The organism is Gordonia sp. CPCC 205515, from assembly GCF_048537925.1.
Lineage (GTDB): Bacteria > Actinomycetota > Actinomycetes > Mycobacteriales > Mycobacteriaceae > Gordonia.
Genome location: NZ_JBCLVJ010000002.1, coordinates 792166 through 817438 on the forward strand (window position 1 = coordinate 792166; position 25273 = coordinate 817438).

Genomic DNA, 25273 nt, shown 5'->3' on the forward strand with positions numbered 1-25273 from the left:
GACAGCAGCGCGTGTGCGCATCTCGTCGGATAGAGTGAAGCTTCACCAAACGGTGCACGAACCCAGCCTGAGCTCGTGCACCCACATAGTGCTCCACGGGCCAGCGCTGTCCCACCGGACATTCGAGCATTGCGATTCGTCATCGAGTCGAGTGGAGGTTCGAAATGCTGTTTTCTGCGCTGCCGGCCAAGCAGGGTCTCTACGACCCTGAGGCCGAAGTCGATTCGTGCGGTGTCGCCATGGTTGCCGACATCCACGGCCGACGGTCGCATTCGATCGTGTCCGACGGGCTTCTCGCCCTGGAGAACCTCGAACACCGAGGCGCCGCGGGCGCCGAGGCCAACAGTGGCGACGGCGCCGGCATCCTGATTCAGCTACCCGACGAATTGCTGCGCGCGGTGGTCGATTTCGACCTCCCCGCACCCTCCGCAACGGGGGACAACACCTACGCCGCAGGTACCTGCTTCCTACCCGCCGACCCGACACTGCGGGAGCGGGCCATCGACCGGGTCACCGCCCTCGCCGACGCCGAAGGCGTCACCATCCTCGGCTGGCGTGAACTGCCCGTCGACGCCGTACGCGCCGACATCGGCGAGACCGCCCTCGGCTGCATGCCGTTCATGATGCAGCTGTTCGTCACCGTCGACCCGCCCGCCGGTCGACCACGCAAAGGCGGCATCGACCTCGACCGCGCCATCTACCCATTCCGCAAGCAAGCCGAACGAGTCACCCCGGAGATCGAGTCCGCAGGCATCGGCCTGTACTTCCCGTCGCTGTCGAGCCGCACCATCGTCTACAAGGGCATGCTCACCACGATGCAGCTGCCGCTCTACTACGACGACCTGCGCGACGACCGCTGCCTGAGCGCGATCGCCATCGTGCACTCCCGCTTCTCCACCAACACCTTCCCGTCGTGGCCGCTGGCCCATCCGTTCCGGTTCGTCGCGCACAACGGTGAGATCAACACCGTCCGCGGCAACCGCAACCGCATGCGTGCCCGCGAAGCGCTACTGGAAACCGACCTCATCCCCGGCGACCTCAAGCGCGCCTTCCCCATCTGCACCCCCGAGGCGTCGGACTCCGCGTCCCTCGACGAGGTCCTCGAGCTGCTGCACCTCGGCGGTCGCAGCGTCCCGCACGCGGTGATGCTGATGGTCCCCGAGGCGTGGGAGAACGTCCCCGACATGGACCCCAAACGTCGGGCATTCCTGCAGTTCAACGGCTCCCTGATGGAAGCCTGGGACGGCCCCGCCTGCGTCACCTTCACCGACGGCACCGTCGTCGGCGCGGTCCTCGACCGCAACGGCCTGCGTCCCGGACGCTGGTGGCAGACCCGCGACGGCCGCGTCATCCTCGCCTCGGAGGCCGGTGTCCTCGACGTGCCCGTCGACGACGTCATCTCCAAAGGGCGCCTCGAACCCGGCCGCATGTTCCTCGTCGACACCGCGCAGGGCCGGATCATCCCCGACGAAGAGGTCAAGGGCGATCTGATCGGTGCCGAGGCCTACGACGAATGGCTGCACGCCGGCCTCCTCGACATCGCCACCTTGCCGTCACGGCCGGTCTACAAGCCCAACCACGACACCGTCGTCCGCCGACAGGTCTCCTTCGGCTACACCGAGGAAGACCTGCGCGTCCTGCTCACCCCGATGGCGGCGTCGGGCTACGAGCCGCTCGGCTCCATGGGCACCGACACCCCGGTTGCGGTGCTGTCCAAGCGATCCCGCCTGCTCTACGACTACTTCGTCGAACTCTTCGCCCAGGTCACCAACCCGCCGCTGGACGCCATCCGCGAGGAGATCGTCACGTCGATGGCACGCGTGATGGGACCCGAACAGAACCTCCTCGCGCCGAACGCGGCGTCGTGCCGGCAGATCCTGCTGCACTGGCCGGTCATCGACAACGAGGACCTCGCCAAGCTCATCCACATCAACGACGACGGCGACAATCCCGGCCTGTCCGCCAAGGTGCTGCGCGGGCTGTACCCGGTCGCCGAGGGTGGCGCCGGACTTGCTGCGGCACTGGAGGATCTGCGTGCCCGGGCCAGTGAGGCCATCGCCGAGGGCCACACCACGCTGGTCATCTCCGACCGCCGCACCGACCGCGACCACGCACCGATCCCGTCCCTGCTGGCGACCTCCGCGGTCCATCACCATCTGGTGCGCACCAAGGAACGCACCAAGGTGGCGCTCGTCGTCGAATCCGGAGACGCCCGCGAGGTGCACCACATCGCGCTGCTCATCGGATTCGGTGCGGCCGCGGTCAATCCGCACCTCGCGCTGGAATCCATCGAGGACCTCATCGCCGAAGGCGAGTTGACCGGTGTGGCCGCGCCGAAGGCGAGCCGCAACTACATCGAGGCGCTCGGCAAGGGCGTGCTCAAGGTGATGAGCAAGATGGGTATCTCCACCATCAGCTCCTACACCGCGTCACAGGCTTTCGAGGCGGTCGGCCTGTCGTCGGAGGTCGTCAAGGAGTACTTCACCCGCACCGTGTCGCGGATCGAGGGCGTCGGACTCGACGAACTCGCCGAAGAGGTTCGGATGCGCCATCATCGGGCGTTCCCGGAAAACGCGACCGAGCAGGTCTACCGGCGGCTCGAGGTCGGCGGCGAATACCAGTACCGCCGTGAAGGTGAGCTGCACGTGTTCACCCCGGAGACCATCTTCCTGCTGCAGCACGCCACCCGCACCGGCCAGGACGAGGTCTTCCAGAAGTACTCCGACGAGGTCGACAAGCTCTCCGCCGCCGGCGGTACCCTGCGTGGACTGTTCGAACTCGATCTCTCCCAGCGGGATCCGGTGCCGCTCGATGAGGTGGAGTCGGTCGAGTCGATCATGACGCGGTTCAACACCGGTGCCATGAGCTATGGTTCGATCTCCGCTGAGGCGCATGAGACCATCGCCATCGCGATGAACCGCATCGGCGGCCGCTCGAACTCCGGTGAGGGCGGCGAGGACGTCGATCGTCTCTACGACCCGCAACGACGCAGTGCGGTCAAGCAGGTGGCGTCCGGGCGCTTCGGCGTCACCAGCGACTATCTGATCAACGCCACCGACATCCAGATCAAGATGGCCCAGGGCGCGAAACCCGGTGAGGGCGGCCAACTCCCGGCGTACAAGGTGTATCCGTGGATCGCCAAGACGCGGCACTCGACGCCGGGTGTCGCGCTGATCTCACCGCCCCCGCACCACGACATCTACTCCATCGAGGATCTCGCCCAGCTGATCCATGACCTGAAGAACGCCAACAAAGACGCCCGTATCCACGTCAAGCTGGTCAGCGCGGTCGGCGTCGGCACGGTGGCGACTGGTGTGTCCAAGGCGCACGCCGACGTCGTCCTCATCTCCGGGCACGACGGTGGCACCGGCGCCTCTCCGCTGACGTCGCTCAAGCATGCCGGCACGCCGTGGGAGATCGGCCTCGCCGACGCGCAGCAGACGTTGATGCTCAACGGATTACGTGACCGCATCACCGTGCAGTGCGACGGCGCGCTGCGCACCGGCCGCGACGTCATCATGGCGGCGTTGCTCGGTGCCGAGGAGTACGGCTTCTCCACTGCACCGCTGATCGTCACCGGCTGCATCATGATGCGGGTCTGTCACCTCGACACCTGCCCGGTCGGTGTCGCCACCCAGAACCCGGTGCTGCGGTCCCGGTTCACCGGGCAGGCCGAACACATCGTCAACTTCTTCCGCTTCATTGCCGAAGACGTACGAAAGTACCTGGCCCAGTTGGGATACCGAACCCTCGACGAGGCGATCGGCCAGTCCCAGCGGCTGCACACCGACACCGCGGTGGCGCACTGGAAGAGCAAGGGGCTCGACCTGTCGCCGATCTTCCGCAAGTACGAGGACAAAGGTCCGACGCGGCGGATGCGCGGCCAGGAGCACGGCCTCGAACATGCGTTGGACCAGACCATGATCCAGCTCGCCGAAGGTGCACTTGAGGACGCGCACCCGGTCAGCCTGGAGTTGCCGGTGCGCAACGTCAACCGCACCGTCGGCACCCTGCTGGGCTCCGAGGTGACCCGCCGCTACGGCGCCGACGGCCTCGCCGAGGACACCATCACGGTCAATCTCAGCGGATCGGCCGGTCAGTCGCTGGGTGCGTTCCTGCCGCCCGGCGTGACCATCAAGCTCTCCGGTGACACCAACGACTATGTCGGAAAGGGCCTGTGCGGCGGCAAGATCGTCGTCGCACCGAACCCGGATTCGTGGTTCATCGCCGAGGATCAGGTCATCGCAGGCAACACCATCCTCTACGGTGCGACGTCGGGTGAGGTGTTCCTGCGCGGGAAGGTCGGGGAGCGGTTCTCGGTGCGCAACTCCGGCGCCACCGCCGTCGTCGAAGGTGTCGGCGACCATGCCTGCGAGTACATGACCGGCGGTCATGTGGTGATCCTCGGGCCCACCGGGCGCAACCTCGCCGCGGGCATGTCCGGCGGCATCGCGTTCGTCTACGATCTCGACCCGTCGAAGGTCAACATGGCGATGGTCGAGTTGATGCGACCCGACCCGGACGACAACCGTTGGCTGCGTGCACTCATCACCCGGCATACCGAGCTGACCGGCTCGGCGATCGGGGCGTCGATGCTGGCCGACTGGCCGCGTCGTAAGCGGGCCTTCACCAAGGTGATGCCCACCGACTACAAACGAGTTCTCGACGCCGCCCGCATGGCCGAAGCCGAAGGGCGCGACGTCGATTCAGCGATCATGGAGGCGGCACGTGGCTGACCCGCGCGGATTCCTGGAAATCCGGAAAAAGGAATCGAAGTATCGACCCGTCGGCGACCGGGTCACCGACTGGGACGACGTCTACGCGCACTCGGAGAACCCGCTGCTGGAACTGTCCGACGTCTCCGAACAGGCCCGCCGCTGCATGGACTGCGGAATCCCGTTCTGCCACTCCGGAACCGCGGGCTGCCCACTGGGCAACCTGATCCCGGAGTGGAACGACCTCGTCCGGCGCGGCCGGTGGGACGCGGCGAGCAGTCGCCTGCACGCCACCAACAACTTCCCGGAGTTCACCGGAATGGTCTGTCCCGCACCGTGTGAGGCGGCGTGCGTACTCTCCATCTCCGACGCCACCACCGGCGGCAGCGTCACCATCAAGCGCATCGAGAAGACCATCGCGCACGAATCGTGGGCCGAGGGCATCATCGGACCCGAGCCGCCGGCCGCGCAGACCGGCCGATCGGTCGCCGTCGTCGGCTCCGGCCCCGCCGGATTGGCTGCCGCGCAACAACTCACCCGCGCCGGACACGACGTGACGGTTTACGAGCGGGACGACCGCCTCGGCGGCCTGCTGCGCTACGGCATTCCCGAGTACAAACTGCAGAAGTCCGACATCGACCGGCGCATTGCGCAAATGCGAGCGGAGGGAACCGAATTCGTCGTCAACTGCGATGTAGGCACCGACCTCACGGTCGAGGAACTCCGTACCCGCCACGAGGCCGTCGTGCTGGCCATCGGTGCGATGGAGGCCCGAGACAATCCGGTCCCCGGACGTGACCTGCACGGCGTGCACCTCGCGATGGAACACCTGGTGCCGGCCAACAAGGAATGCGAGGGCGACGGGCCGTCGCCGATCACCGCGGCAGGCAAACATGTGGTGATCATCGGCGGCGGCGACACCGGTGCCGACTGCCTCGGCACCGCGCACCGGCAGGGTGCCGCCTCGGTCGTGCAGCTCGACTACAACCCGGAACTCCCCGGCGACCGCGACGACACCCGATCCCCGTGGCCGACCTGGCCGCTCATCATGCGTACCTCGTCGGCGCATGCCGAAGGCGGAGAACGCAAGTACCAGGTCGCGGTGCAGCGGTTCGTCGGCGACGACGAGGGCAACGTCACCGCAATGGTGCTCGCCGAGGTCGAGGTGCGACGGGAAGCAGACGGTCGCCGGGTCATCACCCCGGTCGCCGAGGAGTTCGAAATCCCTTGCCAGCTGGCCCTTTTCGCCATCGGTTTCGCCGGTGTCCGACGCGGCCCGCTGCTCGATGATCTCGGCATCGAACCCACCCGGCGCGGCGACTTGTCCTGCGGCAGCGACTGGCAGACCGACGCGCCGGGCGTATTCGTCTGCGGGGACGCCCATCGCGGTGCCTCGCTGGTCGTGTGGGCGATCGCGGAGGGTCGCTCTACCGCGCGCGCCGTCGACAAGTTCCTCATGGGAGCCTCGGACCTGCCATCGCCGGTCCGGCCCGCGACCCTGCCGCTGTCGGTACGTTGAGCTGAGTCGACCACCGGGCCTTACTCGCGAGTAACCCGGCAGCGCACGGTGATTCGACGATGCCGCGCCGTGTTTGCGTTATGTTCATGCGCGGCCCGGCGGGCCGGTGACCTGCACCGACGTCCGCGCGGACGGCATTTGGCCCGCGCCTTCAATAGAGATGCCACCGCAACACGACTAAGGTGATGACAGTGACACGTCGAACGAAGATTGTCTGTACATTGGGTCCGGCCACCAGCTCCGACGAGAAGCTCAAAGAGCTTGTCGAAGCGGGCATGGATGTGGCCCGGATGAATATGAGCCACGGCACCCAGGATGTGCACCGCGAGGTGTACGCCCGGGTGCGTAAAGCCGGTGACGCCGCGGAGAAGGCCGTCGGCATCCTTGCCGATCTGCAAGGCCCCAAGATTCGCCTGGGCAAGTTCGAGGACACCGGTGCGCCCAACGGTGAGGTGATGTGGGCGACCGGTGACGAGGTGCGCATCACCGTCAAGGACATTGTCGGTACCCACGACCGGGTGTCGACGACCTACAAGCATTTGGCCGAGGACGTCAAGCCCGGCGACCGGTTGTTGATCGATGACGGCAAGGTCGGTCTGGTGGCCACCGCCGTCGACGGTGACGACGTGGTCTGTGCGGTCACCGAGGGCGGTCCGGTCAGCAACAACAAAGGGTTGTCGCTGCCGGGTGTGAACGTGTCGGTGCCGGCGATGTCGGACAAGGACATCTCCGATCTGGAGTTCGCGCTCGATCTGGGTGTCGACATGATCGCGCTGTCGTTCGTCCGCAGCCCCGCAGATGTCGAACTCGTGCACGAGGTGATGGACCGTAAGGGCCGTCGGGTGCCGGTGATCGCCAAGTTGGAGAAGCCGGAGGCGATCGAGAATCTCGAGGCGATCGTGCTGGCCTTCGACGCGATCATGGTCGCCCGTGGTGACCTCGGCGTCGAGCTGCCGCTGGAGCAGGTGCCGCTGGTACAAAAGCGAGCCATCCAGATGGCACGGGAGAACGCCAAGCCGGTCATCGTCGCGACCCAGATGCTCGACTCGATGATCGAGAACTCACGCCCGACGCGTGCGGAGGCCTCCGACGTCGCCAACGCGGTGCTCGACGGCGCCGATGCGGTGATGCTGTCCGGTGAGACCTCGGTCGGCAAGTGGCCGATGGAAGCTGTGCGCACGATGGATCGCATCGCGCGGGCGGTGGAGGAAGGTCCGCGGGATGTGCCGCCGCTCTCGCATGTGCCGCGCACCAAGCGGGGTGTCATCTCCTATGCCGCCCGTGACATTGGTGAGCGGCTGGAGGTGAAGGCGCTCGTGGCGTTCACCCAGTCCGGTGACACCGTGCGGCGTCTCGCGCGTCTGCACTCGCGGCTGCCGTTGCTGGCGTTCACGCCTACCCAGGCGGTGCGGTCGCAGCTGGCATTGAGTTGGGGTACTGAGACATTCATCGTCGATCGGGTTGACACCACCGACAACATGATCGATCAGGTGGATCATCAGCTCCTGCGGATCGGTCGGCTCGACAAGGGTGACGTGGTGGTCATCGTCGCCGGCGCCCCGCCCGGCACCGTCGGCTCCACCAACATGATCCACGTGCACCGGATCGGCGAACAGGACCATTGATTTGGGGCCGACTCCGTCGGCCCGGGCCTGACGCCCTCAGTCCACGGTCTTCCCTCCTCATCGCTCAGTCGCTGCGCTCCCTCGCTCTTCGTCAGTCCAGACCGAGGCCGGGCGTCAGGCGGGACAGTCCAGACCGAGGCCGGGCGTCAGGCGGGACAGTCCAGACCGAGGCCGGGCGTCAGGCGGTCGGCCCGACGCCCGGCCTTGTTTGTCGGGCCCATAGTGTTGAGGCGTGACCGACCAATCCGAAGACCTCGGCAAACTGCTCGCACTCCTGGATGTGGAGCGCGCGTCCGACGACCTGTTCATCGGTCAGCACCCGGATCAGAAGACCGCGCGGACCTTCGGCGGGCAGATGCTCGGGCAGGGTGTCGTCGCCGCGGCGCGCACCTTGACCCGCGGCAACCCGCCGGTACACGCTCTCCATGCGCACTTCATCCGGGGCGGTGACGTGGCCAAGCCGATGGAGTATCACGTCGCCCGGTTCCGCGATGGCAAGTCGTTCGCCAACCGCCAGGTGACCGCGATGCAGGGCGGCGAGGAGATCTTCACCATGCTCGTCGCCTTCCAGGACAACACCGCCGGACTCGAGCACGCCGTGGAGATCCCACAGGTGCCCTATCCCGAAGAGTTGCCGCCGCTCGGCGAGCACTTCAAAGGGTATGAAGAGCAGATCGCCACTTTCGTGAATGCGTTGCACCCCATCGACATTCGCTTCGCGAACGACCCCACGTGGAAGGTGCGCGACGCGGGGGAGACCCTCAAGGACAACCGGGTGTGGATGAAGGCCGACGGCACCATGCCCGACGACCCGATACTGCACGTGGCCGCCATGTGTTACGCGTCGGACACCACCGTGCTCGATTCGATCATCACCACCCACGGGCTGTCGTGGGGCATCGATCGGCTGTTCGCGGCGACCGTCAACCACTCCATGTGGTTCCACCGCGACTTCCGCTTCGACGAATGGATGCTCTACGCCACCCGCTCACCGGTGGCGACCGGGTCGCGCGGCATGGGCTCGGGCCGGTTCTGGAAGCGTGACGGCACCCTGGCCACCTCGGTGGTGCAGGAAGCACTGATCAAGTACTTCCCGCCGAAGAAGTGAACGAAACGGTGCGGATGGCACACTGTCCGGTATGAGTTCGCCGCAGCAGCCGGCCCATCCGCCGGTGTCACCGCATGTGGAGTGGCAGCCGGGCGTGGGCGCGCCGCCGCAGGGACCGCAGCCCGAGTACTGGCTCACGCCGGGACCGATGCTGCGCCAACGCACCTGGCAACGATCCTCGCGCACCCCGGTGATGATCGTCAGCATCATCGGTGTCGTCGCCCTGCTCGTGATCGGGCTCGCCGCGTTGCTCTTCGGATCGGTGTCGCGGGCCTACTTCACCGCTCACGGCGTGGTCGTGTGCTCGACGCTGCCGGCCCAGGCCACCGCGCTGGCCACCGGCGCACCCGTCCTGATCTACGACGAAGGTGGCGAGCGTCTCGCGGACACTCGGCTCGGCCAACGCCGCAACGGCGAGGACGGCCAATGCGAACTGCCCTTTTCCGCCAAGGCCGTCCGGGCCGGCAAGAGCGGTTACGTCGTCCGGATCGGCAACGTCTATCAGGAGACCGTGTCGGGTTCGGCACTGGAATCCGGAGTTGTCCTGCGACCTCTGGGATGAGCCGGTGCGTCACCCGGTGGTGACAGATCGCCCGGGTTAGACTTCGGCGATCTGCCGCGAGCGGACCGTGGGTCCCGCCGACATGAAGGGGGAACAGTGACGACGTACAGCATCGACTGGGCGCACGAGATATGGGCCTCGCTGAAATGGATCGGCATCGTATTCGTCATCGCCGCGGTCGGGCTGCTCCTCATCGGCTACTTGCTCGCACGATTCACCCTGTGGGGTCGGCAGTACTGGCGGATCACCGGCGATTTCTTCACCGATCCGACGACGCGGACCGGCGCCTGGGTGCTGGTGGCGGTCCTGCTGGTACTCGCGGTCACCGGTGTGCGACTCTCGGTGCTCTTTTCCTATCAGGGCAACGACATGTTCACCGCCCTGCAGACCGCCGCAGAGGGCTTCTCGTCCGGTAACCAACAAGCGCTCGAAGCGGGTAAACGTACCTTCTGGGGTGCGATGGGAATCTTCGGCATTTTGGCCACCATCCACGTCGTACGGACCCTGATCGAGGTCTATCTCGGCAGCATGTTCGAGATCCGCCTGCGGCAGTACCTGACGACCAAGACCACGAGTGACTGGCTCGGCGGAATGGCGTTCTACCGCAACCGATTCGTCGACATGGGCGTTCGTGGAGAGGATGCACACATCCAACCCGGTGTCGACAACCCCGATCAGCGTATCGAGTCCGACATCACCAACGTTGCGACCTCGAGTCGCCAGCTCGTGTTCGGCTACGGCGGATCATCGACCAACGGGGTGATCCCGGCAGTGATCACCATCGTGTCGTTCACCAAGATCCTGTGGGATCTGTCCGGTCCGATGAATGTCTTCGGTACCGAAGTGCCCCGTGCGATGGTCTGGTTCGTCTACATGTTCGTGCTGATCTCCACGGTGATCGCGTTCTGGTTGGGTCGACCGCTGATCCGCCTGTACTTCCTCCGTGAACGGCTCACCGCGAACTTCCGATACGCCTTGGTTCGGGTCCGCGACGGTGCCGAGAACGTGGCCTTCTATCGAGGCCAGGGCAGCGAGCAGGCGGGCCTACTCGAACGCTTCGGCGCTGTCGTCGCGAATTTCTGGCAAATCATCTATCGCACACTGAAATTCACTGGTTGGAACTTTGTCATCAACCAGCTGTCGGTGGTGTTCGCCTACCTAATCCAGGCACCGCGATTCTTCGCCGGGCAGATCACGCTCGGCGATATGAACCAGACGGGCTCGGCGTTCGCCAACGTGCACGACTCGTTGTCGTTCTTCCGCGAGTCCTACGACTCCTTCGCCGACCTGCGTGCGTCGCTCTACCGACTCGATGGACTCGAGGACGCGAACGAGAAATCGCGTGTACTCCCGACGATCACCACCGCCGACCGCGACCGTTCGGTGCGACTCGCCGACGTCGACATCAGCACCCCGGACGGCAACGAACTCATCCGCGCCCTCAACCTCGAGCTGTCTCCCGGCGACGCACTCGTGATCAAGGGACGTTCGGGATCCGGCAAGACGACGCTCCTTCGCGGCCTGGCCGGACTGTGGCCGTTCGCCGCCGGCGAGTTCGACCGTCCCGCGGGTGACAGCACCCTGTTCCTCTCCCAGATCCCGTACATACCGCTCGGCGACCTCCGCACCGCCGTGGCCTACCCCGCGCTGCCCGACGATGTCGGCGATGAGGCGATCAAACATGCACTGCAGCAGGTGTTCCTGCCGCATCTCACCGAGCGGCTCGACGAGGAAGAGGACTGGGCCAAGGTGCTCTCGCCGGGCGAGCAGCAGCGGGTGGCGTTCGCGCGCATCCTGCTGACCCGCCCGCAGGTGGTGTTCATGGATGAGGCCACCTCGGCGGTCGACGAGGGACTCGAGTACTCGCTCTATTCACTGATCCGCGGTGAACTCCCAGAGACGATCATCGTGTCGGTCAGCCACCGCAGCACCACCGACCAGCATCACACCGAGGTGCTCGAACTGACCGGCGGTGGCGACTGGGAGATGCGTCCGGTCGACGCGGGAGGTCGTTCGAATGGCTCAGGAAAGACGCTCTGACGAGCAATTTTTACCATCGCATTACCAATCTCGCCGATAGCTGCCGCGCCGCCTGACACCTCGGTACTGTGAGCGTCACCACACAGTCGGGTGAAGCGAGGACATCGGTCATGGGGCAGACACAACGGATCACCTTCCCACACGAGAGCGGCGCGGCGGTGGCCACGCTGCCGGAGGCCTTCCAGGAGACGATCCGGCTGCGGCCGAGCGCGATCGCACTCCGCACCGTCGGCGGCATCCAGGAGATCACCTGGGCCGAGTACGGCAGACGCGTCGAGGCGATCGCGGGTGGACTTGCCGCACTCGGGGTCTCGCGCGGCGACACCGTCGGCATCATGCTGACCAACCGGCCCGAGTTCCATCTCGTCGACACGGCCGCGCTGCACCTCGGTGCGATCCCGTTCTCGATCTACAACACGAGCTCACCCGACCAGATCGAATACCTCTTCGGCAACGCCGAGAACGCGGTCGTCGTCACCGAGCAGGTGTTCCTGCCCGCACTGCGCGCCGCGACCACGAGTGTGTCCACCACGATCGTCGTCGACGGCGCCGCGAGTGGTGCCACCACCCTCGACGAGCTCGAAAAGACTGCGCCGCCAGACGGATTCGACTTCGATGCGGCGTGGCGAGCGGTGCAACCTGAGGATCTCGCGACGCTGATCTACACCTCCGGCACCACCGGTCCGCCCAAGGGTGTGGAGATCACCCACCGCAACATCATCGCCGAACTCGCGGCGCTGGCCGAGCACGTCGAGGTGGGTCTCGACGACCGGGTGATCTCCTATCTGCCCGCCGCGCACATCGCCGACCGCGTCTCCTCGCATGCCGCGAACATGGTGCGGGGCATCCAGGTGACCACCGTGCCCGATCCCCGCGAGATCGCGGCGGCGCTCCCCGAAGTGCGGCCGACCTTCTTCTTCGGCGTACCGCGCGTGTGGCAGAAGATCCGGGCGGGGATCGAGGCGAAGATGTCGGAGGAGCACAGCCCGGTCAAGAAGAACCTGGCGTCGTGGGCGTTCGGGGCGGGTGCGGCGTCGGCCCGAGCACAGATCGAAGGGCGCGGGTCCGGCCTGCTCGGCGGGGTGCAACACGGGCTTGCCGACAAGTTGGTGCTGCACAAGGTGCGCGCGGCCATCGGCATGGACCAGATCAAGTTCGCCGGTTCCGGTGCCGCGGCCATCCCGCCCGAGGTGTTGAAGTTCTTCCTCGGACTCGGCATCCCGGTGCTCGAGGTGTGGGGCATGTCGGAGACCACCGGTGTCTCCACCATGACGGTGCCGGAGAACATGAAGATCGGTACCGTCGGCGCCACCATCACCGGGGTGGAGACCAAGCTCGCGCCCGACGGCGAACTCCTGGTCCGCGGACCGGTCGTGATGCGCGGCTACCGCAAGCAACCCGACAAGACCGCGGAGACCATCGACGCCGATGGCTGGTTGGCCACAGGGGACATCGCCACCATCGACGATGCCGGCAACGTCACCATCGTCGACCGCAAGAAAGAACTCATCATCAACGAGGCCGGCAAGAACATGTCGCCGACCAACATCGAGAACACCATGAAGGCGGCGTCGTCGCTGATCGGCCAGGTCGTCGCGATCGGCGACGGCAAGCCCTACATCTCGGCGCTGGTGGTCCTCGACCCGGACGCCGCCGCGGCGCGCGCCAAGATGCTCAACATCCCCGACGCCGATATCGCGACGCTGTCGTCGCGGCGTGAGGTCGTCGATGAGGTGACCACCGCGATCAAGCAGGGCAACGGCAAGCTGTCCCGGGTCGAGCAGATCAAACGGTTCACCGTCGTGCCCGCGGCCTGGGATCCCGGCGGCGACGAGCTGACCCCGACGATGAAGTTGCGGCGCAAGCCGATCGCCGACAAGTACGCGACCCAGATCGGTGCGCTCTACGAGTCGACCGCCGGCGCGGACATCGTCGACCTGCGCTGAGTTGTCTGGCGCACCGCCAGCGCGATCGCCACACCCCACAGCACCAGCCACACGGTCATGCCGCCGACCTGAATGCGTTGGGCGAGACCGAGCCGGAAGTCGCCGTGCGCGTTGTCGGCGGCCAGCATCCACACGGTCGAGACGACCACGATCACCAGCACCACCAGACCGGCCGTCCGCAGCAGCGGCCAGATCCGGTCGCGATAACTCGTGACGGTGGCGGCGATCATCGCGGTGAAAATGGAGAACACCGCTAGGGTGCTGGTCAACGCGTGCACGTGGTGCAGCTGGGGGAGCAGGCCGCTCGGTTCGACCGGACAGCCCGGATCGATTCCCGGGATGCACTCGATGGGCAGCAGTGCGTCGGCGAGCGTCGACGCGCCGAACGCCGCGAGCGCGACCACCGCCGTGATCGCCTTCCAGCCGCCGAACAGTGGGCGTGGCAGAAGCAGCAGCAAGCCTGCGGCCAGGGATGTAATGGCGGTCGTGATGTCACCGGCGACGTAGACGCCGCGGTGCGGTCGGTGTGCGGCGTCGAGTTCACTGAGGAAGCTGCGCAACGGATCCAGCGGTGTCGACCAGAAGAACTCCAGTACCCACGACGAGTAACAGATCCCGGCCACCGCGATCAGCACTGCCGCGGTGGTCCCGCGTATCGCCCAGCTATTCACTCCGGTCAGCTTATCCGCCCGCGGCCCGGTCCTGGGCGTGCATAGTGGAGGGTGGAGTCACGAACCCGCGACTCCGGACGACGAGAGGATTACCCGATGGCACTCGACGACGACGACATCACCACCTCCAGCGCCGGAGGCGAAGGTGTTGCGGACGGCGGCTCCAATCCCGGTGGGCACGACGGCGGCGCGGACGGTACCGCGGACGCCGGTGAGGGACCCGCCGACGGCGGTTCGAATCCCGATGGCCACGACGGCGGCGCCGACGGCTCCGCCTCCGCCGGTGAAGGAACGGCCGACGGTGGCTCCAACCCGGACGGACATGACGGCGGGGCCGACGGAACCGCTTGAACCGCACCACATCAACCCAGAGAGCACCGATCCGGAAAGCGTCAGCCCGGAGGGCGCCGGCACTGAGTCGCTGCATCTCGGTGGACGCGGACACCTTCGCCCGCGATCACTGGGATCGGCGGCCGCTGCTCAGCCGGTCGACGGCGCTGCCCCGCGATTTCGGTGACCTGCTCGCGCCCGCCGACGTGGACGAGCTGATCGCCGAGCGCGGGGTGCGCACGCCGTTCCTCCGGATGGCCCGTGACGGCGGCCTGCTGGGGCGCGACTGTTACTCCGGCCCAGCGGGTTTCGGCGCGGAGATGCCCGACCAGGTCGACTCCGCGAAGGTGCTCACGGAGTTCGCGGCGGGCGCGACGATCGTGCTGCAGGGCCTGCACCGCCTGTGGCCGCCGATCATCGGATTCGCGCGCGGGATGGTCGACGACCTCGGCCACCCCGTACAGACCAACGCCTACATCACGCCCGCGACCAACCGCGGATTCGACCCGCACTACGACGTGCACGACGTCTTCGTGCTGCAGATCGCCGGCCGCAAACACTGGACCGTCCACGAACCCGTCCACACCGATCCACTGACGTCGCAGCCGTGGACCGACCACCGCGCGGCCATCGGTCGACGGGTGCTCGACGACCCGGTCATCGACACCGTGATCGAACCCGGCGACGCGCTCTACCTCCCGCGTGGTTGGATTCACTCGGCAAAAGCATTGGGCGACACCTCGATTCATCTCACCGTCGGCGTCGCGGCGGTCACCGGGCATGACGTGTTGCGGGCCCTGGTCGACGAACTCGGCGCTGTCGACGACCTGCGGTCGTCGCTGCCGATGGGCGTCGATCTCACCGACCGTGACGAGACGACGGCGATCGTCGCCAAGACGATGGCGGCACTGACAACCCTGCTGGCCGAACGGGACAGCGAGCTGGGGGAGTCGGTGGCGGCCAGGATGACCGCCCGACACGCGGACCGGACTCGGCCCGCACCCGTACGACCGCTGGCCACCGTCGACGCGATCACCGCGCTCGACGTGGACTCGCACCTGCGCCTGCGGCACGGACTGATCGCCACCGTGCGCCCCGCCGGCACTCGCATCGAACTGGTGCTGGCCGACCGCACCATGGGTTTCCCCGGATTCTGTGCCGATGCCGTCGCGGCGGTCCAGCAGGGAACCGTGGTGGCCGCCGGACGACTCCCCGGCCTCGACACCGCCGACTCGCTGGTCCTGAGCCGACGCCTACTCCGAGAGGCCGTCGTCGTCCCGGTTGCGGAGTCGCGCGGATGAGGGATCGCCGCCCGTGCAGCGACCAGTCCATCGAACGCGGCGACCCGATGCACGGCACCGCATCCGCGGGGTTCTCCTGGATGCTGCTGGAACTGTCGGGGCCGTGGGGCCACTCGGCATTCCTGAAGTCGCCGAGCATCATCGACCCCGACCTCGGGCGCACCATCGTCCGCCGAGTGGAGAAGGAGGGCATGCGGATTGTCGCGATCCGCCGGCCCGGTCGTCGACCTGCTGTCCCCCGGTGGCGATGGTTCGTCGTCACCTCCGAGCCGGGTGCCGAATCGATCTACCGCGGCGAGGTCGGCGGAGCCGAAGGCTATCTGGACCTCGCGCTCGACGGCTCCGACGGGCAGCCATCGAGCGATCCGGTGGTCGCGGTGTGCGCCCACGGCAAACACGACCAGTGCTGTGCCGTGCGCGGACGCGCGGCGACTGCGGCGATCTCCGCGGCCTATCCCGAATGGACGTGGGAGTGTTCCCATCTCGGTGGTGACCGGTTCGCCGCGACGATGCTCGTCCTGCCACACGGACTCAGCTACGGACGGGTGGACACCTCGCCCGACGCCGCCGCCATCGTCGACCGTTTCACCCAAGGGCGTCTGGACAATTCGTTGTTGCGGGGACGCACCTCGCTGCCGCATGCGGTGCAGGCCGCGCAGTACTTCGTGCGCCGCGAGACCGGCGACGACCGTATCGACGCCCTCGCACCGCTCGACGTCACCCACCTCGACCACGAGATCCACGTGCGGCTCCTTGGCGATGCCGGAACGATCACCGTGGTTCTCGGCGAACATCTGTCCGACCCGTTGCTCTCGACCTGCGCCGCCGGGGTCGCCGGCCGGGTACGCCAGTTCGTGTTGCACTCCATCGATTTCGGTTGACACCCAAGCAAAGATCTCCCCGGACCGCGGGTGCGATCCGGGGAGACCTTGCTGGACGGGATGGTTACCGCATCAGGTGGCCTTGGCCTCCACCCCGATGATGGGTGTGCCGACCGACACCGGTCCGCTCCCGATCTGCTGCACCGAGGCGAACTTCTTGGTGTTCATGATCACCACGGGTGTGATGATCGAGTAGCCGGCCGCCTCGATCTTGGCGCGGTCGAAGGTCACCAGCGGAGTGCCCGCCTCGACCTTCTGGCCTGCCTTCACCTTCACATCGAAGCCGTCACCCTTCATCTGCACCGTGTCGATGCCGACGTGGATGAGCAGTTCGATCCCGCCGTCGAGCACGAGTCCGAACGCGTGGCCGGTCGGTTGCGCCGCCACGACCATCGCGTTGGCCGGTGCGTACACGGTGTCCCCGGACGGCAGGATCGCCGCACCGCCGCCCATCGTGCCCTTGGCGAACACCGGGTCGGGAACGTCGGACAGCGGCACCACAGTGCCCTCGAGCGGCGCACCGATCTGCGTCACCGCACCCTGTGTGGCGGTCGCGGCATCGCCCGACGGTGCCGCCGCGGTGGCCACCGCCGCACCCGCGCCCGCGACTCCGGCCGCAGCAACGCCGCCACCGGTCGGCGGAAGGGTGCTCGCGGCGGTCGCGGCCGCCTCGACGCCCTCGGCGCTGTCGTCGATCGGGATCGCGCCCGGCCGTTCGAGTCCGGCATCCCGGGCCGCCTCGAACTCGGCCTGCTGCTCGGGCGTTCGATACCCGGACACGATGACCAATGCCATCGCGACGAAGAACGCCGCGGCGACCGCGATGCCGTAGAGCAGCAGCGGATCGAACGCCGGGATCGTCAGCAGTGAGGTGAACACGAAGGCGTTCGTCGTGACGCCGCCGCCGATACCGATGATCAGACCGCCGATGAAGCAGCCCACCAGCATTCGTGGATAGATCCGTTTGAACCGGAGATGAATACCGTAGAGCGACGGTTCGGAGATGCCGCCGAGCAGACCGGCCGCGAGCGCACCGGTCGCCGTCTGTCTCATCTGCGTGTCACGCTCCCGCATCGCCAGCACCATCACACCGGCGGTGGCGCCGAAGCAGGCGAAGTTCCAGGCGCCCATCGGGCCCTGGATGAAGTCGTAGCCCAGGGTCTGGATGTTGATCAGCATGATCGCGTTGATCGGCCAGTGCAGACCCAACGGCACCATGAACGGATACGCCAGCGGTATCACGATGGCGAAGATGAACGGTGAGAAGTCGTTGATCGATTTCAGGATGTCACCGAGACCGGCACCCACGTACACACCGATCGGGCCGATGATGAACGCGGTCAACGGAATCATGATCAACATCGCGAAGAACGGCACGAAGATCAACTGGACGTTCTCGGAGATCAGCTTCTTCAGCAGCTTGTACAGCGGGCCGAGGACCGCGGCCATCAGCAGCGGCGGGAAGACCTGCGAACTGTAGTCGTTGATCGTCAACGGGATACCGAAGATGTCGATCGTCTTGATGGAGAACCCGAAGATGGTGTGTTCGGTGGCGTTCTCGCCGAGCGCGGTGTACCCGGGCAACATCAGCACCGCCATGATGGCGAAGCCGACCCACGGGTCCGCGTCGAGTTTCTTCGACGCGTTGTAGGCGATCATCAACGGCAGGAAGACGAACACACACTGCCAGCAGAGGTTGACGAACGCCCACGACGGTTCCAGGGTGACCCCCGGCGCATTCCACGACGGGATCACGTCCAGCGTCGCCATCAGCGACATGAACGTGATGAACAGTGACGCGCCGAGCAGGGCACCCAGGATCGGCCGGAACGAGTCCGAGAGGTACTCGAACAGCGAGTCGAGCCACGCGGTCTTACCGCGTGGTCCGCCGGCGCGGGCGGCGGCCTTGACCTCGGCGTCCGACGGTTGGCCCACGTTCGACATCTCGGGCAGCGCCATGATGTCGTTGTAGGTGGTCTGCACGGCGCCGCCGATGATCACCTGATATCGGTTGCCGGCCTGCGACACCGCACCCAGCACACCATCGATGCCTTCGACCGTTCCTTGATCGATGCCCGAATTGTCACGGAGTTGGAATCGCAGGCGCGTGGCGCAGTGGGTAAGGCTTTCGATGTTGCCGGGACCGCCGACTGCTCTGACGATCGCGGCTGCTGATTGGGACGACATAGCTCTCCTCGTGAGTGATAACGCTTGTGGTTCACTCCGCGGACACGTGCCACCACGTACTCGACACACGTCCAGCCTTTCGGATGCTAGTCGCCTGCCACCCCGTGTGGGGCCAGAAAGACAAGCCTGTCGAAAAACCTTTTGGTATCGATTCGACGCTCAGCGGGATATCGGTGTCAGCTCGAGGTGATCGCCGCGACCACTCCGCCGTCGACGAGCAGGTCGGCGCCGGTGATGAACGACGACGTGGGTCCGAGGAGAAACGCTGCGGCATCGGCGATGTCGGTGGGCGTCCCGACCCGGCCGGTCCCGGACATGGCGATCAGACCCCGCATGGTGTCGCCGCTCTCGCCGCCGAGTTCCGCGGTGCCCATCGCGGTGGAGATGACGCCCGGGCTGATGCTGTTGACCCGGGCACCCCGCGCACCCCAGGTGCGGCTTGCGGCGCGCACGCGGAAGTGATTGGCCTGCTTGGCGATGCCGTAGGCGTGGCCGGGGTTGGTGATGACGTCGGGCTGCAGGAATTCCAGGTCGAGGAGTTCGGCGGCGGGCGCGGTGGCCAGCGCCTTGGCCTGGTCGGCCGGCAAGGGCGGGAACATGTGTCCGGCCATGCTGGCGATCACGACGGCCGCACCGCCGTCGGCGATGACCTCGCCGAAGGCGTCCAGCGACAGCGCCACGCCCAGCAGGTCCACCTTCAGGATGGCCTCGGTGGGGGCCTGGACCGGGGACAGTCCGGCGGTGTGGACGACCTGGGCGACGTCGCCGAGGGACGCGGCGTGGTGGGCGAGCGCCGCAACCGATTCGGCCGAGGACACGTCGACGGGTTGCGCCGACACGTCATAACCCTCGCCGCGCAGCGTGGCGGTGTGTGCGTCGAGGGCCTTCTCGTCGAAGTCCGTGAGAACCAGGGTGCGGCCGGCTGCCTGGCGCCGCGCGATCGACACGCCCATCCCGCCGGTGCCGACGACGACCACCACTTCGTTTGCCACTCTTGCTGCTCCGTTCGCTCAGGGTTGCCCGGGGGTCAGACCGGTTATGGTTCGACGACCCGGTTATGGTTCGACGACCCGGTTATGGTTCGACGACCCGGTTATGGTTCGACGACTCCGTCGACATAGACCCAGACCCCGTCGTACTTCTCGAAACGACTGCGCTCGTGCAGGATGCCGCGGACGCCGTTGACGGTGTAGTGCGCGGCGAACACCACCTCGCCGGTGGTGTCGAAAGGGCCTCCGGCGCTGGCAGATTCGATCTCCAGGCGGATCCACCGCATCGACCGGTCGAGGACCAGGTTGCGGGGCCGGGTGCGCGGATGCCAGCTGTCGAGGAGATAGTCGCGGTCGTCGATCGAGAAGGCGGTGAACCGCGACCGCATCAACATCTCCGCGCTGCCCGGCTTGCGGGTGCCCCGCAGGATGGGCGCGCAGCATTCGGCGAAGGTCAGTCCGGAGCCACACGGACAGCGGTCGTCATCGGCTGGGATCTCGGTCATCGGAGTTCAGCGTAGTACGTCCGCTTCGCCGCCCACGGCGTGATGGCGATCGGTCGGCCCGTCGTTCAGACGATTCCGTGACGGGCGACCCAGTCCACCAGTGGTTTCGTTTCTCGCCAGTCGGCTCGCACCCGGTCGACGAGGTCGGGGGAATGGATGATCGCGTCGAAACCGTAGTCGCGCATGACCGTCAGGGACTTGTGACGCAGCAGTTCGATGCGTGGATGCTCGACGTCGAAGCCGCGCGGAGCGGTCTTGAGCTGGGTGCCGCCGACCTCCCAGCCGGCCTTGGCGAGCTTGCGGACGATGCGCTGCAAGGCCGGACCGTGCTTGTCGTGCACGATGGCGGCGCGGATGGCGGCGAGTCGTTCGGCGCTCGCGTCGTAGAACCCACCGCCCACTCGGACGCCGGGCGCACCGATCTGCACGTAGTAGCCGGTGGCCGGTGCCACCGCGACGTAGGCACCCTGATGTGTCTTGTACGGCGTCTTGTCCTTGGCGAACCGCACATCGCGATAGGGCCGAAAGATCTTGGCCGGACCGAATTCATCGGGCCAGTGCGTCGGTCAGTTCGGTGATCGGGCCGGCCACCGCCGTGCGGTAGACGTCCCTGTGCGCTTCCCAGAACACCTTCGAGTTGTCGATCTCGAGGTCGTCGTAGAAGTCGAGTGCTGCCTCGGGGAAGCCCTGGAACGTCATGTGTCCACGGTAGGTCGAGCGCCCGGTAGGTCGAGCGCCCAGTAGCTGTGAGTGCTCAGTCCGGCAGGCCGAGGGCGAATCCGAGTCCGATGATGATGCAGGAGACGACGGCCACTGCGGGCATGATCCACATCGCGTTCATGGCTGGGATGCTACGCGCGATCGCGGCGACGCGCGGGGTATCAGTGCAGGTGATGCCGGAATGATCGGGTAGCGTTGCCGCGGTGCGACACTGGGGCGTTCTCGTCATTCTGAGCGCGGCTCAGTTCATCATGGTCCTCGACACCACCGTCATGAACGTGTCGGTGTCCAACGTCGTCGTCGATCTCGACACGACACTGACCCGAGTCCAACTGGCGATCACCCTCTACACGTTGGTGATGGGCTCGTTCATGCTGTTCGGTGGCCGCCTCGGCGACATGTTCGGGCGCCGCCGGATCTTCTCGATCGGCCTGGTCGTCTACGGTCTGGGATCGCTGATCACGGCCTTCAGCCCGAACATCGGCTGGCTGCTCTTCGGCTGGTCCTTCGTCGAGGGGGCCGGCGCGGTCATGGTGATGCCGGCGATCATCTCGCTGACGGCCGCCAACTACAGCGGCCGGGACCGGGCCACCGCCTACAGCGCGTTGGGCGGGATCGCCGCCGCCGGTGCGGCCGCCGGACCGCTCATCGGTGGGTGGGTGACCGAGGCCCTGACCTGGCGCGTGGTGTTCGCCGCGGAAACCGTGGTGTGTGTGCTGATCGTCGCGTCGGTGCGGGTGATCGCCGACCAACGGTCGGAGGAGCGCGGCGAGATGGACTGGATCGGCACGCTGTTGTCGGCGCTCGGTCTCGGTTTCATCGTGATCGCCCTGCTGCAGTCGGGGACGTGGGGCTTCATCCGGCCATCCGGTGCGCTGACGATCGCCGGCCACGAGATCACCCCGTTCGGTTTCTCCGTGGTGCCGTTCATGATCGCGCTGGGCGTCTTCATCCTGATCGGTCTGGTCGCGTGGGAGCGCCGTGTCGTGGCACAGGGCCGAACCCCGTTGCTGCATCCGGAGTTGCTGCGCATGCTGCAGCTGCGCAACGGCCTTGTCATGCTGATCGCGCAGCAGACGATCATCGGCGGCATGTTCTTCGTCATCCCCATCTACCTCCAGTACGTGTTGCTCAAGAACGCGTTCGAGACCGGCCTCAAGCTGGCACCGATGTCGATTGCGATGCTCATCGCCGCGTTCGCGAGTCCCAAACTGGCCGCCACCCAGTCTCCGCGGCGCATGGTGACCCTCGGACTGTCCCTGGTTCTCGTCGGGTGCGGACTACTGGTCACCACGATCGACCCGGAGCTCGACAACGTGCTGTTCGCCATCGGGATGGCGGTATTCGGTGCCGGATTCGGATTCATCGCCGCCCAACTGGGCAACGTGATCATGTCCTCGGTGGGCGACCGGGACCGTGGCGAGGCCGGCGGACTGCAGGGCACCGCGCAGAACATCGGTACCTCGGTGGGTGTTGCGCTGCTCGGCGCGATCCTCGTGGCGTCGCTCAGTTCGGGTTTCAACACCGCAGTGCAAGCGGATTCGTCGATCACCGAGCAGACCAAGACCCAGATCGCCGACGCGTCGGCCAACGGTGTGGAGATCCTCGGGCGCGATCAACTCGACGATGTCGCCGCGGCCCATCACGTACCCACCAGCGAGGTGGACACCCTCGTCGACCATTACGTCAACGCCCAGCTGGAGTCGATCAAGCTGGCGATCCTGCTCGCGATGTTCCTCGCCGCGCTCGGATTGGTCGTCGCGCAACGACTCCCCAAGATTCCGGGAGCAGAACTCGGGGAGGTCTCCGCCGAGGCGCCCGCCGGACGGTGACCTGCCCGAGTCCGATCGGTCATCGATCGGACGCCAGTTCGGTCGCCGGACCGAAGGCCGCGGCATGGGTGTCCGCCCACGCCCGGACGGTCGTCGCGGGCCGGCCGGTCAACGCCGGAACACCGTCGGCCACCACGTCGAATCCACCGGCCCGCAGCAAGGCGAAGGCGCCGGAGAGTTGTGCGGCCAACCAGTCCGGCAGTCCGGCGCCGCTGAATCGGGGTGCCGCCTGTTCCGGTGTCAGGTCGTCGAACACGATGTCCTGTCCGGTCGCCTCGGACAGGGCGGCCGCGACTTCGACGAAGGTGATCGCTTGAGGACCGGTGAGGTCGTAGTCGGCTCGCAGTGGTCCGTCGGTGAGCAGCGCCGCGGCGGCGCTCGCGGCGACGTCGCGCACGTCGATCATCGCGGCCCGGGCACCGGCGGTCGGTGAGGCCAGGTGGCCGGTGGCGGCGACCCCGGGCGCCACCATCAGCAGGTTGTCCACAAAGAACGCCGGTCGCAGCAGGGTGTAGGGAACCTCGCTGCGGTCGAGTTCGTAGTCGATCTGACCGTGCCAGTCGAAGGCCGGCAGCGTCGACCCGATCTGGGCGTGCATTGCGGAGAGCCGGACGATACGTCGGATACCACTGCGGACGGCAGCGTGGATGACGGCGGTCTCGTCGGCGACCTTGGTCGGTCCGTCGGCGGAGGTGAGGAAGAGGCGGTCGACGCCGCGTACGGCCGTGGCCAGGCTCTTCGCGTCGGTGAAGTCGCCGATCACGAGGTCGACGCCGGCGGCGCGCCAGTCCTGCGGCGCGTGTGCGGGATCGCGGACGAGTACCCGCGGTCGGTGCCCGGCCACGAGGAGTTCGGCGACGAGATGCGCGCCGACGCGGCCGGTGCCGCCGCAGATCAGGATGGTGGTCATGGGTGATTCCTTTCGGTGGTGGCCGTGGGGTACGGCGCGATGTGGTGGGACGGTTGACAGAAGTCGTCGGGATCCCAACGGCTCTTGATCTGCTTGAGCCGATGAAAGTTGTTGACGGTGAACGCTGTTGCGGTGCGGTCGGGATCGGTTTGCAAGGTGAGAAAAGAGCCTCCGGTGGCCCGTCGGGCGAGGGCCTGTTCCAACGCGTCGACCCGGCGATCGACCGGAGCGCGATCAGGGGTCAGGTAGGGCGCAACGGCGAGGATCGAGTACGGCGTGTTCCGGTGGCCGGCACATCCGACGTCGCCGGACGGATGCGCCATAGCGCCGCCCCAATGCCGGAGTTCGATGAATGCGAACGGCGAATCCGGTGCTCCTGCTTCATCTCCGAGGGTGGCGTCGAGGAGCTCGTCGTCGACGGTGTCGAACAGATGCACCAGCTGCCGGTGCGGCATGGGCGGGGCGTCCGGGCCGTTGGTGGCGGCACTCGCGTCGGCGAATCCGCGTTCGGCGAAGTTGTCGACCAGTGCGGGGCCGGCCACCTGCAGGAGTGGCTCGAGGTGGCGTCGACCCGTGGTCTCGTCGCAGAGCGCGAACGCACGGATCGCGATGACCTGCCGCCCCCGTAAGGATTCTGGCACGGCGGGGCTCGGCGGCAGTCGCATCAGCAGCACCGCGGTGTTCATCCCGTCGGGTTCGTCGGCGCTCCAATCCCGGTAGGCGCCGAAGATGTCGGTTGCCCGCTCGACGGGATAGAAGGACATGCCGGAGAACACCTTTGGTGCCGGGAACAGTCGGAAGGTCAGCGACGTGATGACACCGAAGTTGCCGCCACCTCCGCGGATGGCCCAGAACAGATCCGGCTCGGTATGGCGGTCGATGGTGAGCAATTCGCCGGTGGCGGTGACGATCTCGGCGCTCACCACGCTGTCGGCGGCGTAGCCGAAAGTGCGGGACAGCCAGCCGGATCCGCCGCCCAGGGTGTATCCGACGACACCGACGGTCCCGCACCGGCCGGCCAGCGACCCCAGTCCGACCGCGGCGGAGGCACGATTGACGTCGTGCCAGGTGGCGCCGGGTCCGACGGTCGCGAGCCGTCGGTCCGTGTCGATGTGGACGTCGTTCATCGACGAGAGGTTCAGGAGCAGACCCGAGTGGCTCGACCGTAAGGTTCCATGGCCGGTCGACTGGACGTGCAACGGGCAGTGGAATTCTCGGGCGACGCGGATGGTGGCCTGCACGTCGGTGCAGTCCTGCGCCACGATGATCGCGTCGGGAGATGCTTCGACCGTGCGATTCCACCCCCACCGCATGGCGTCGAAGTCGGCGTGGTGGGGCAGAAGGACGCGGCCGTGTAGGCGGGCGGTGAGCGCGGCGACGAGTGGGGTGTCTGTCGTGGATGTCATGCCGACCAGATAACCGCCCCGTCGA

General features: G+C 66.7%; 18 protein-coding genes and 1 pseudogene. 11 read left to right on the plus strand and 8 right to left on the minus strand.

The annotated features are described in order from the left end of the window. The first annotated feature begins 164 nt into the window (after positions 1-164). The 7 genes from gltB (at position 165) to AAFP30_RS04065 (ending at position 13515) form a co-directional block, all read left to right on the plus strand. Positions 165-4736 (plus strand): glutamate synthase large subunit, encoded by a 4572-nt coding sequence (gene gltB / locus AAFP30_RS04035; protein WP_419228526.1) that lies wholly within the window; start codon positions 165-167, stop codon positions 4734-4736. Continuing rightward, positions 4729-6234 carry a glutamate synthase subunit beta gene (locus tag AAFP30_RS04040; RefSeq protein WP_419228527.1) on the plus strand — a complete coding sequence of 502 codons (1506 nt, stop codon included), beginning with the start codon at positions 4729-4731 and terminating at the stop codon, positions 6232-6234. The genes gltB and AAFP30_RS04040 overlap by 8 nt, the downstream gene beginning before the upstream one ends. Before the next feature lie 191 nt (positions 6235-6425). Next, complete coding sequence (pyk, locus tag AAFP30_RS04045) at positions 6426-7859, plus strand: pyruvate kinase (protein WP_419228528.1); 1434 nt, start codon at positions 6426-6428, stop codon at positions 7857-7859. Between the two features lie 232 nt (positions 7860-8091). Then, entirely contained in the window at positions 8092-8967 is an 876-nt protein-coding gene (locus AAFP30_RS04050) for an acyl-CoA thioesterase (protein ID WP_419228529.1), read from the plus strand. Between the two features lie 31 nt (positions 8968-8998). Next, positions 8999-9529 carry a hypothetical protein gene (locus AAFP30_RS04055; RefSeq protein WP_419228530.1) on the plus strand — a complete coding sequence of 177 codons (531 nt, stop codon included), beginning with the start codon at positions 8999-9001 and terminating at the stop codon, positions 9527-9529. Between the two features lie 96 nt (positions 9530-9625). Then, positions 9626-11569: an ABC transporter ATP-binding protein/permease gene (locus tag AAFP30_RS04060; RefSeq protein WP_419228531.1), complete on the plus strand. Its 1944-nt coding sequence runs from the start codon at positions 9626-9628 to the stop codon at positions 11567-11569. A gap of 110 nt (positions 11570-11679) precedes the next feature. Next, complete coding sequence (locus tag AAFP30_RS04065) at positions 11680-13515, plus strand: AMP-dependent synthetase/ligase (RefSeq protein WP_419228532.1); 1836 nt, start codon at positions 11680-11682, stop codon at positions 13513-13515. Here the strand turns inward: AAFP30_RS04065 and AAFP30_RS04070 are convergent. Beyond that, on the minus strand, positions 13473-14195 hold the full coding sequence (locus AAFP30_RS04070) for a DUF998 domain-containing protein (protein ID WP_419228673.1): 723 nt from the start codon (positions 14193-14195) through the stop codon (positions 13473-13475). The genes AAFP30_RS04065 and AAFP30_RS04070 overlap by 43 nt on opposite strands. Positions 14196-14282: 87 nt before the next feature. On the opposite strand from AAFP30_RS04070, the gene AAFP30_RS04075 reads away from it, so the two are divergent. The 3 genes from AAFP30_RS04075 to AAFP30_RS04085 all read left to right on the plus strand — a co-directional run bounded on the left by AAFP30_RS04075 (position 14283) and on the right by AAFP30_RS04085 (position 16698). Next, entirely contained in the window at positions 14283-14537 is a 255-nt protein-coding gene (locus AAFP30_RS04075; RefSeq protein ID WP_419228533.1) for a BatC protein, read from the plus strand. A gap of 62 nt (positions 14538-14599) precedes the next feature. Further along, complete coding sequence (locus AAFP30_RS04080; RefSeq protein ID WP_419228674.1) at positions 14600-15817, plus strand: cupin domain-containing protein; 1218 nt, start codon at positions 14600-14602, stop codon at positions 15815-15817. Further along, the gene (locus AAFP30_RS04085) at positions 15814-16698 is read left to right on the plus strand and encodes a sucrase ferredoxin (RefSeq protein WP_419228534.1); all 885 of its coding nucleotides are present in this window, start codon (positions 15814-15816) and stop codon (positions 16696-16698) included. The genes AAFP30_RS04080 and AAFP30_RS04085 overlap by 4 nt, the downstream gene beginning before the upstream one ends. A gap of 72 nt (positions 16699-16770) precedes the next feature. Here the strand turns inward: AAFP30_RS04085 and AAFP30_RS04090 are convergent, their stop codons facing one another. The 5 genes and pseudogenes from AAFP30_RS04090 to AAFP30_RS04110 form a co-directional block, all read right to left on the minus strand. After that, entirely contained in the window at positions 16771-18885 is a 2115-nt protein-coding gene (locus AAFP30_RS04090; RefSeq protein ID WP_419228535.1) for a glucose PTS transporter subunit IIA, read from the minus strand. A gap of 176 nt (positions 18886-19061) precedes the next feature. Continuing rightward, on the minus strand, positions 19062-19877 hold the full coding sequence (locus tag AAFP30_RS04095; RefSeq protein WP_419228536.1) for an SDR family oxidoreductase: 816 nt from the start codon (positions 19875-19877) through the stop codon (positions 19062-19064). Between the two features lie 101 nt (positions 19878-19978). After that, a complete protein-coding gene (locus AAFP30_RS04100; protein ID WP_419228537.1) occupies positions 19979-20380 on the minus strand; it encodes a YchJ family protein in 402 nt (133 codons plus the stop codon). A gap of 65 nt (positions 20381-20445) precedes the next feature. After that, positions 20446-21079 (minus strand): annotated as a pseudogene (locus AAFP30_RS04105) (DUF2461 domain-containing protein). A gap of 55 nt (positions 21080-21134) precedes the next feature. Further along, positions 21135-21329, minus strand: a complete 195-nt coding sequence (locus tag AAFP30_RS04110) for a hypothetical protein (protein WP_419228538.1) — start codon at positions 21327-21329, stop codon at positions 21135-21137. Between AAFP30_RS04110 and AAFP30_RS04115 the strand changes: the two genes are divergently transcribed. After that, on the plus strand, positions 21304-22932 hold the full coding sequence (locus AAFP30_RS04115) for an MFS transporter (protein WP_419228539.1): 1629 nt from the start codon (positions 21304-21306) through the stop codon (positions 22930-22932). The genes AAFP30_RS04110 and AAFP30_RS04115 overlap by 26 nt on opposite strands. 19 nt (positions 22933-22951) lie before the next feature. Here AAFP30_RS04115 and AAFP30_RS04120 read toward each other — a convergent pair whose 3' ends face one another. Together AAFP30_RS04120 and AAFP30_RS04125 are read right to left on the minus strand one after the other, a co-directional pair. After that, on the minus strand, positions 22952-23842 hold the full coding sequence (locus AAFP30_RS04120; protein WP_419228540.1) for an NAD(P)H-binding protein: 891 nt from the start codon (positions 23840-23842) through the stop codon (positions 22952-22954). Continuing rightward, positions 23839-25248 carry an FAD-binding oxidoreductase gene (locus AAFP30_RS04125; protein WP_419228541.1) on the minus strand — a complete coding sequence of 470 codons (1410 nt, stop codon included), beginning with the start codon at positions 25246-25248 and terminating at the stop codon, positions 23839-23841. The genes AAFP30_RS04120 and AAFP30_RS04125 overlap by 4 nt, the downstream gene beginning before the upstream one ends. Positions 25249-25273: the final 25 nt, after the last annotated feature.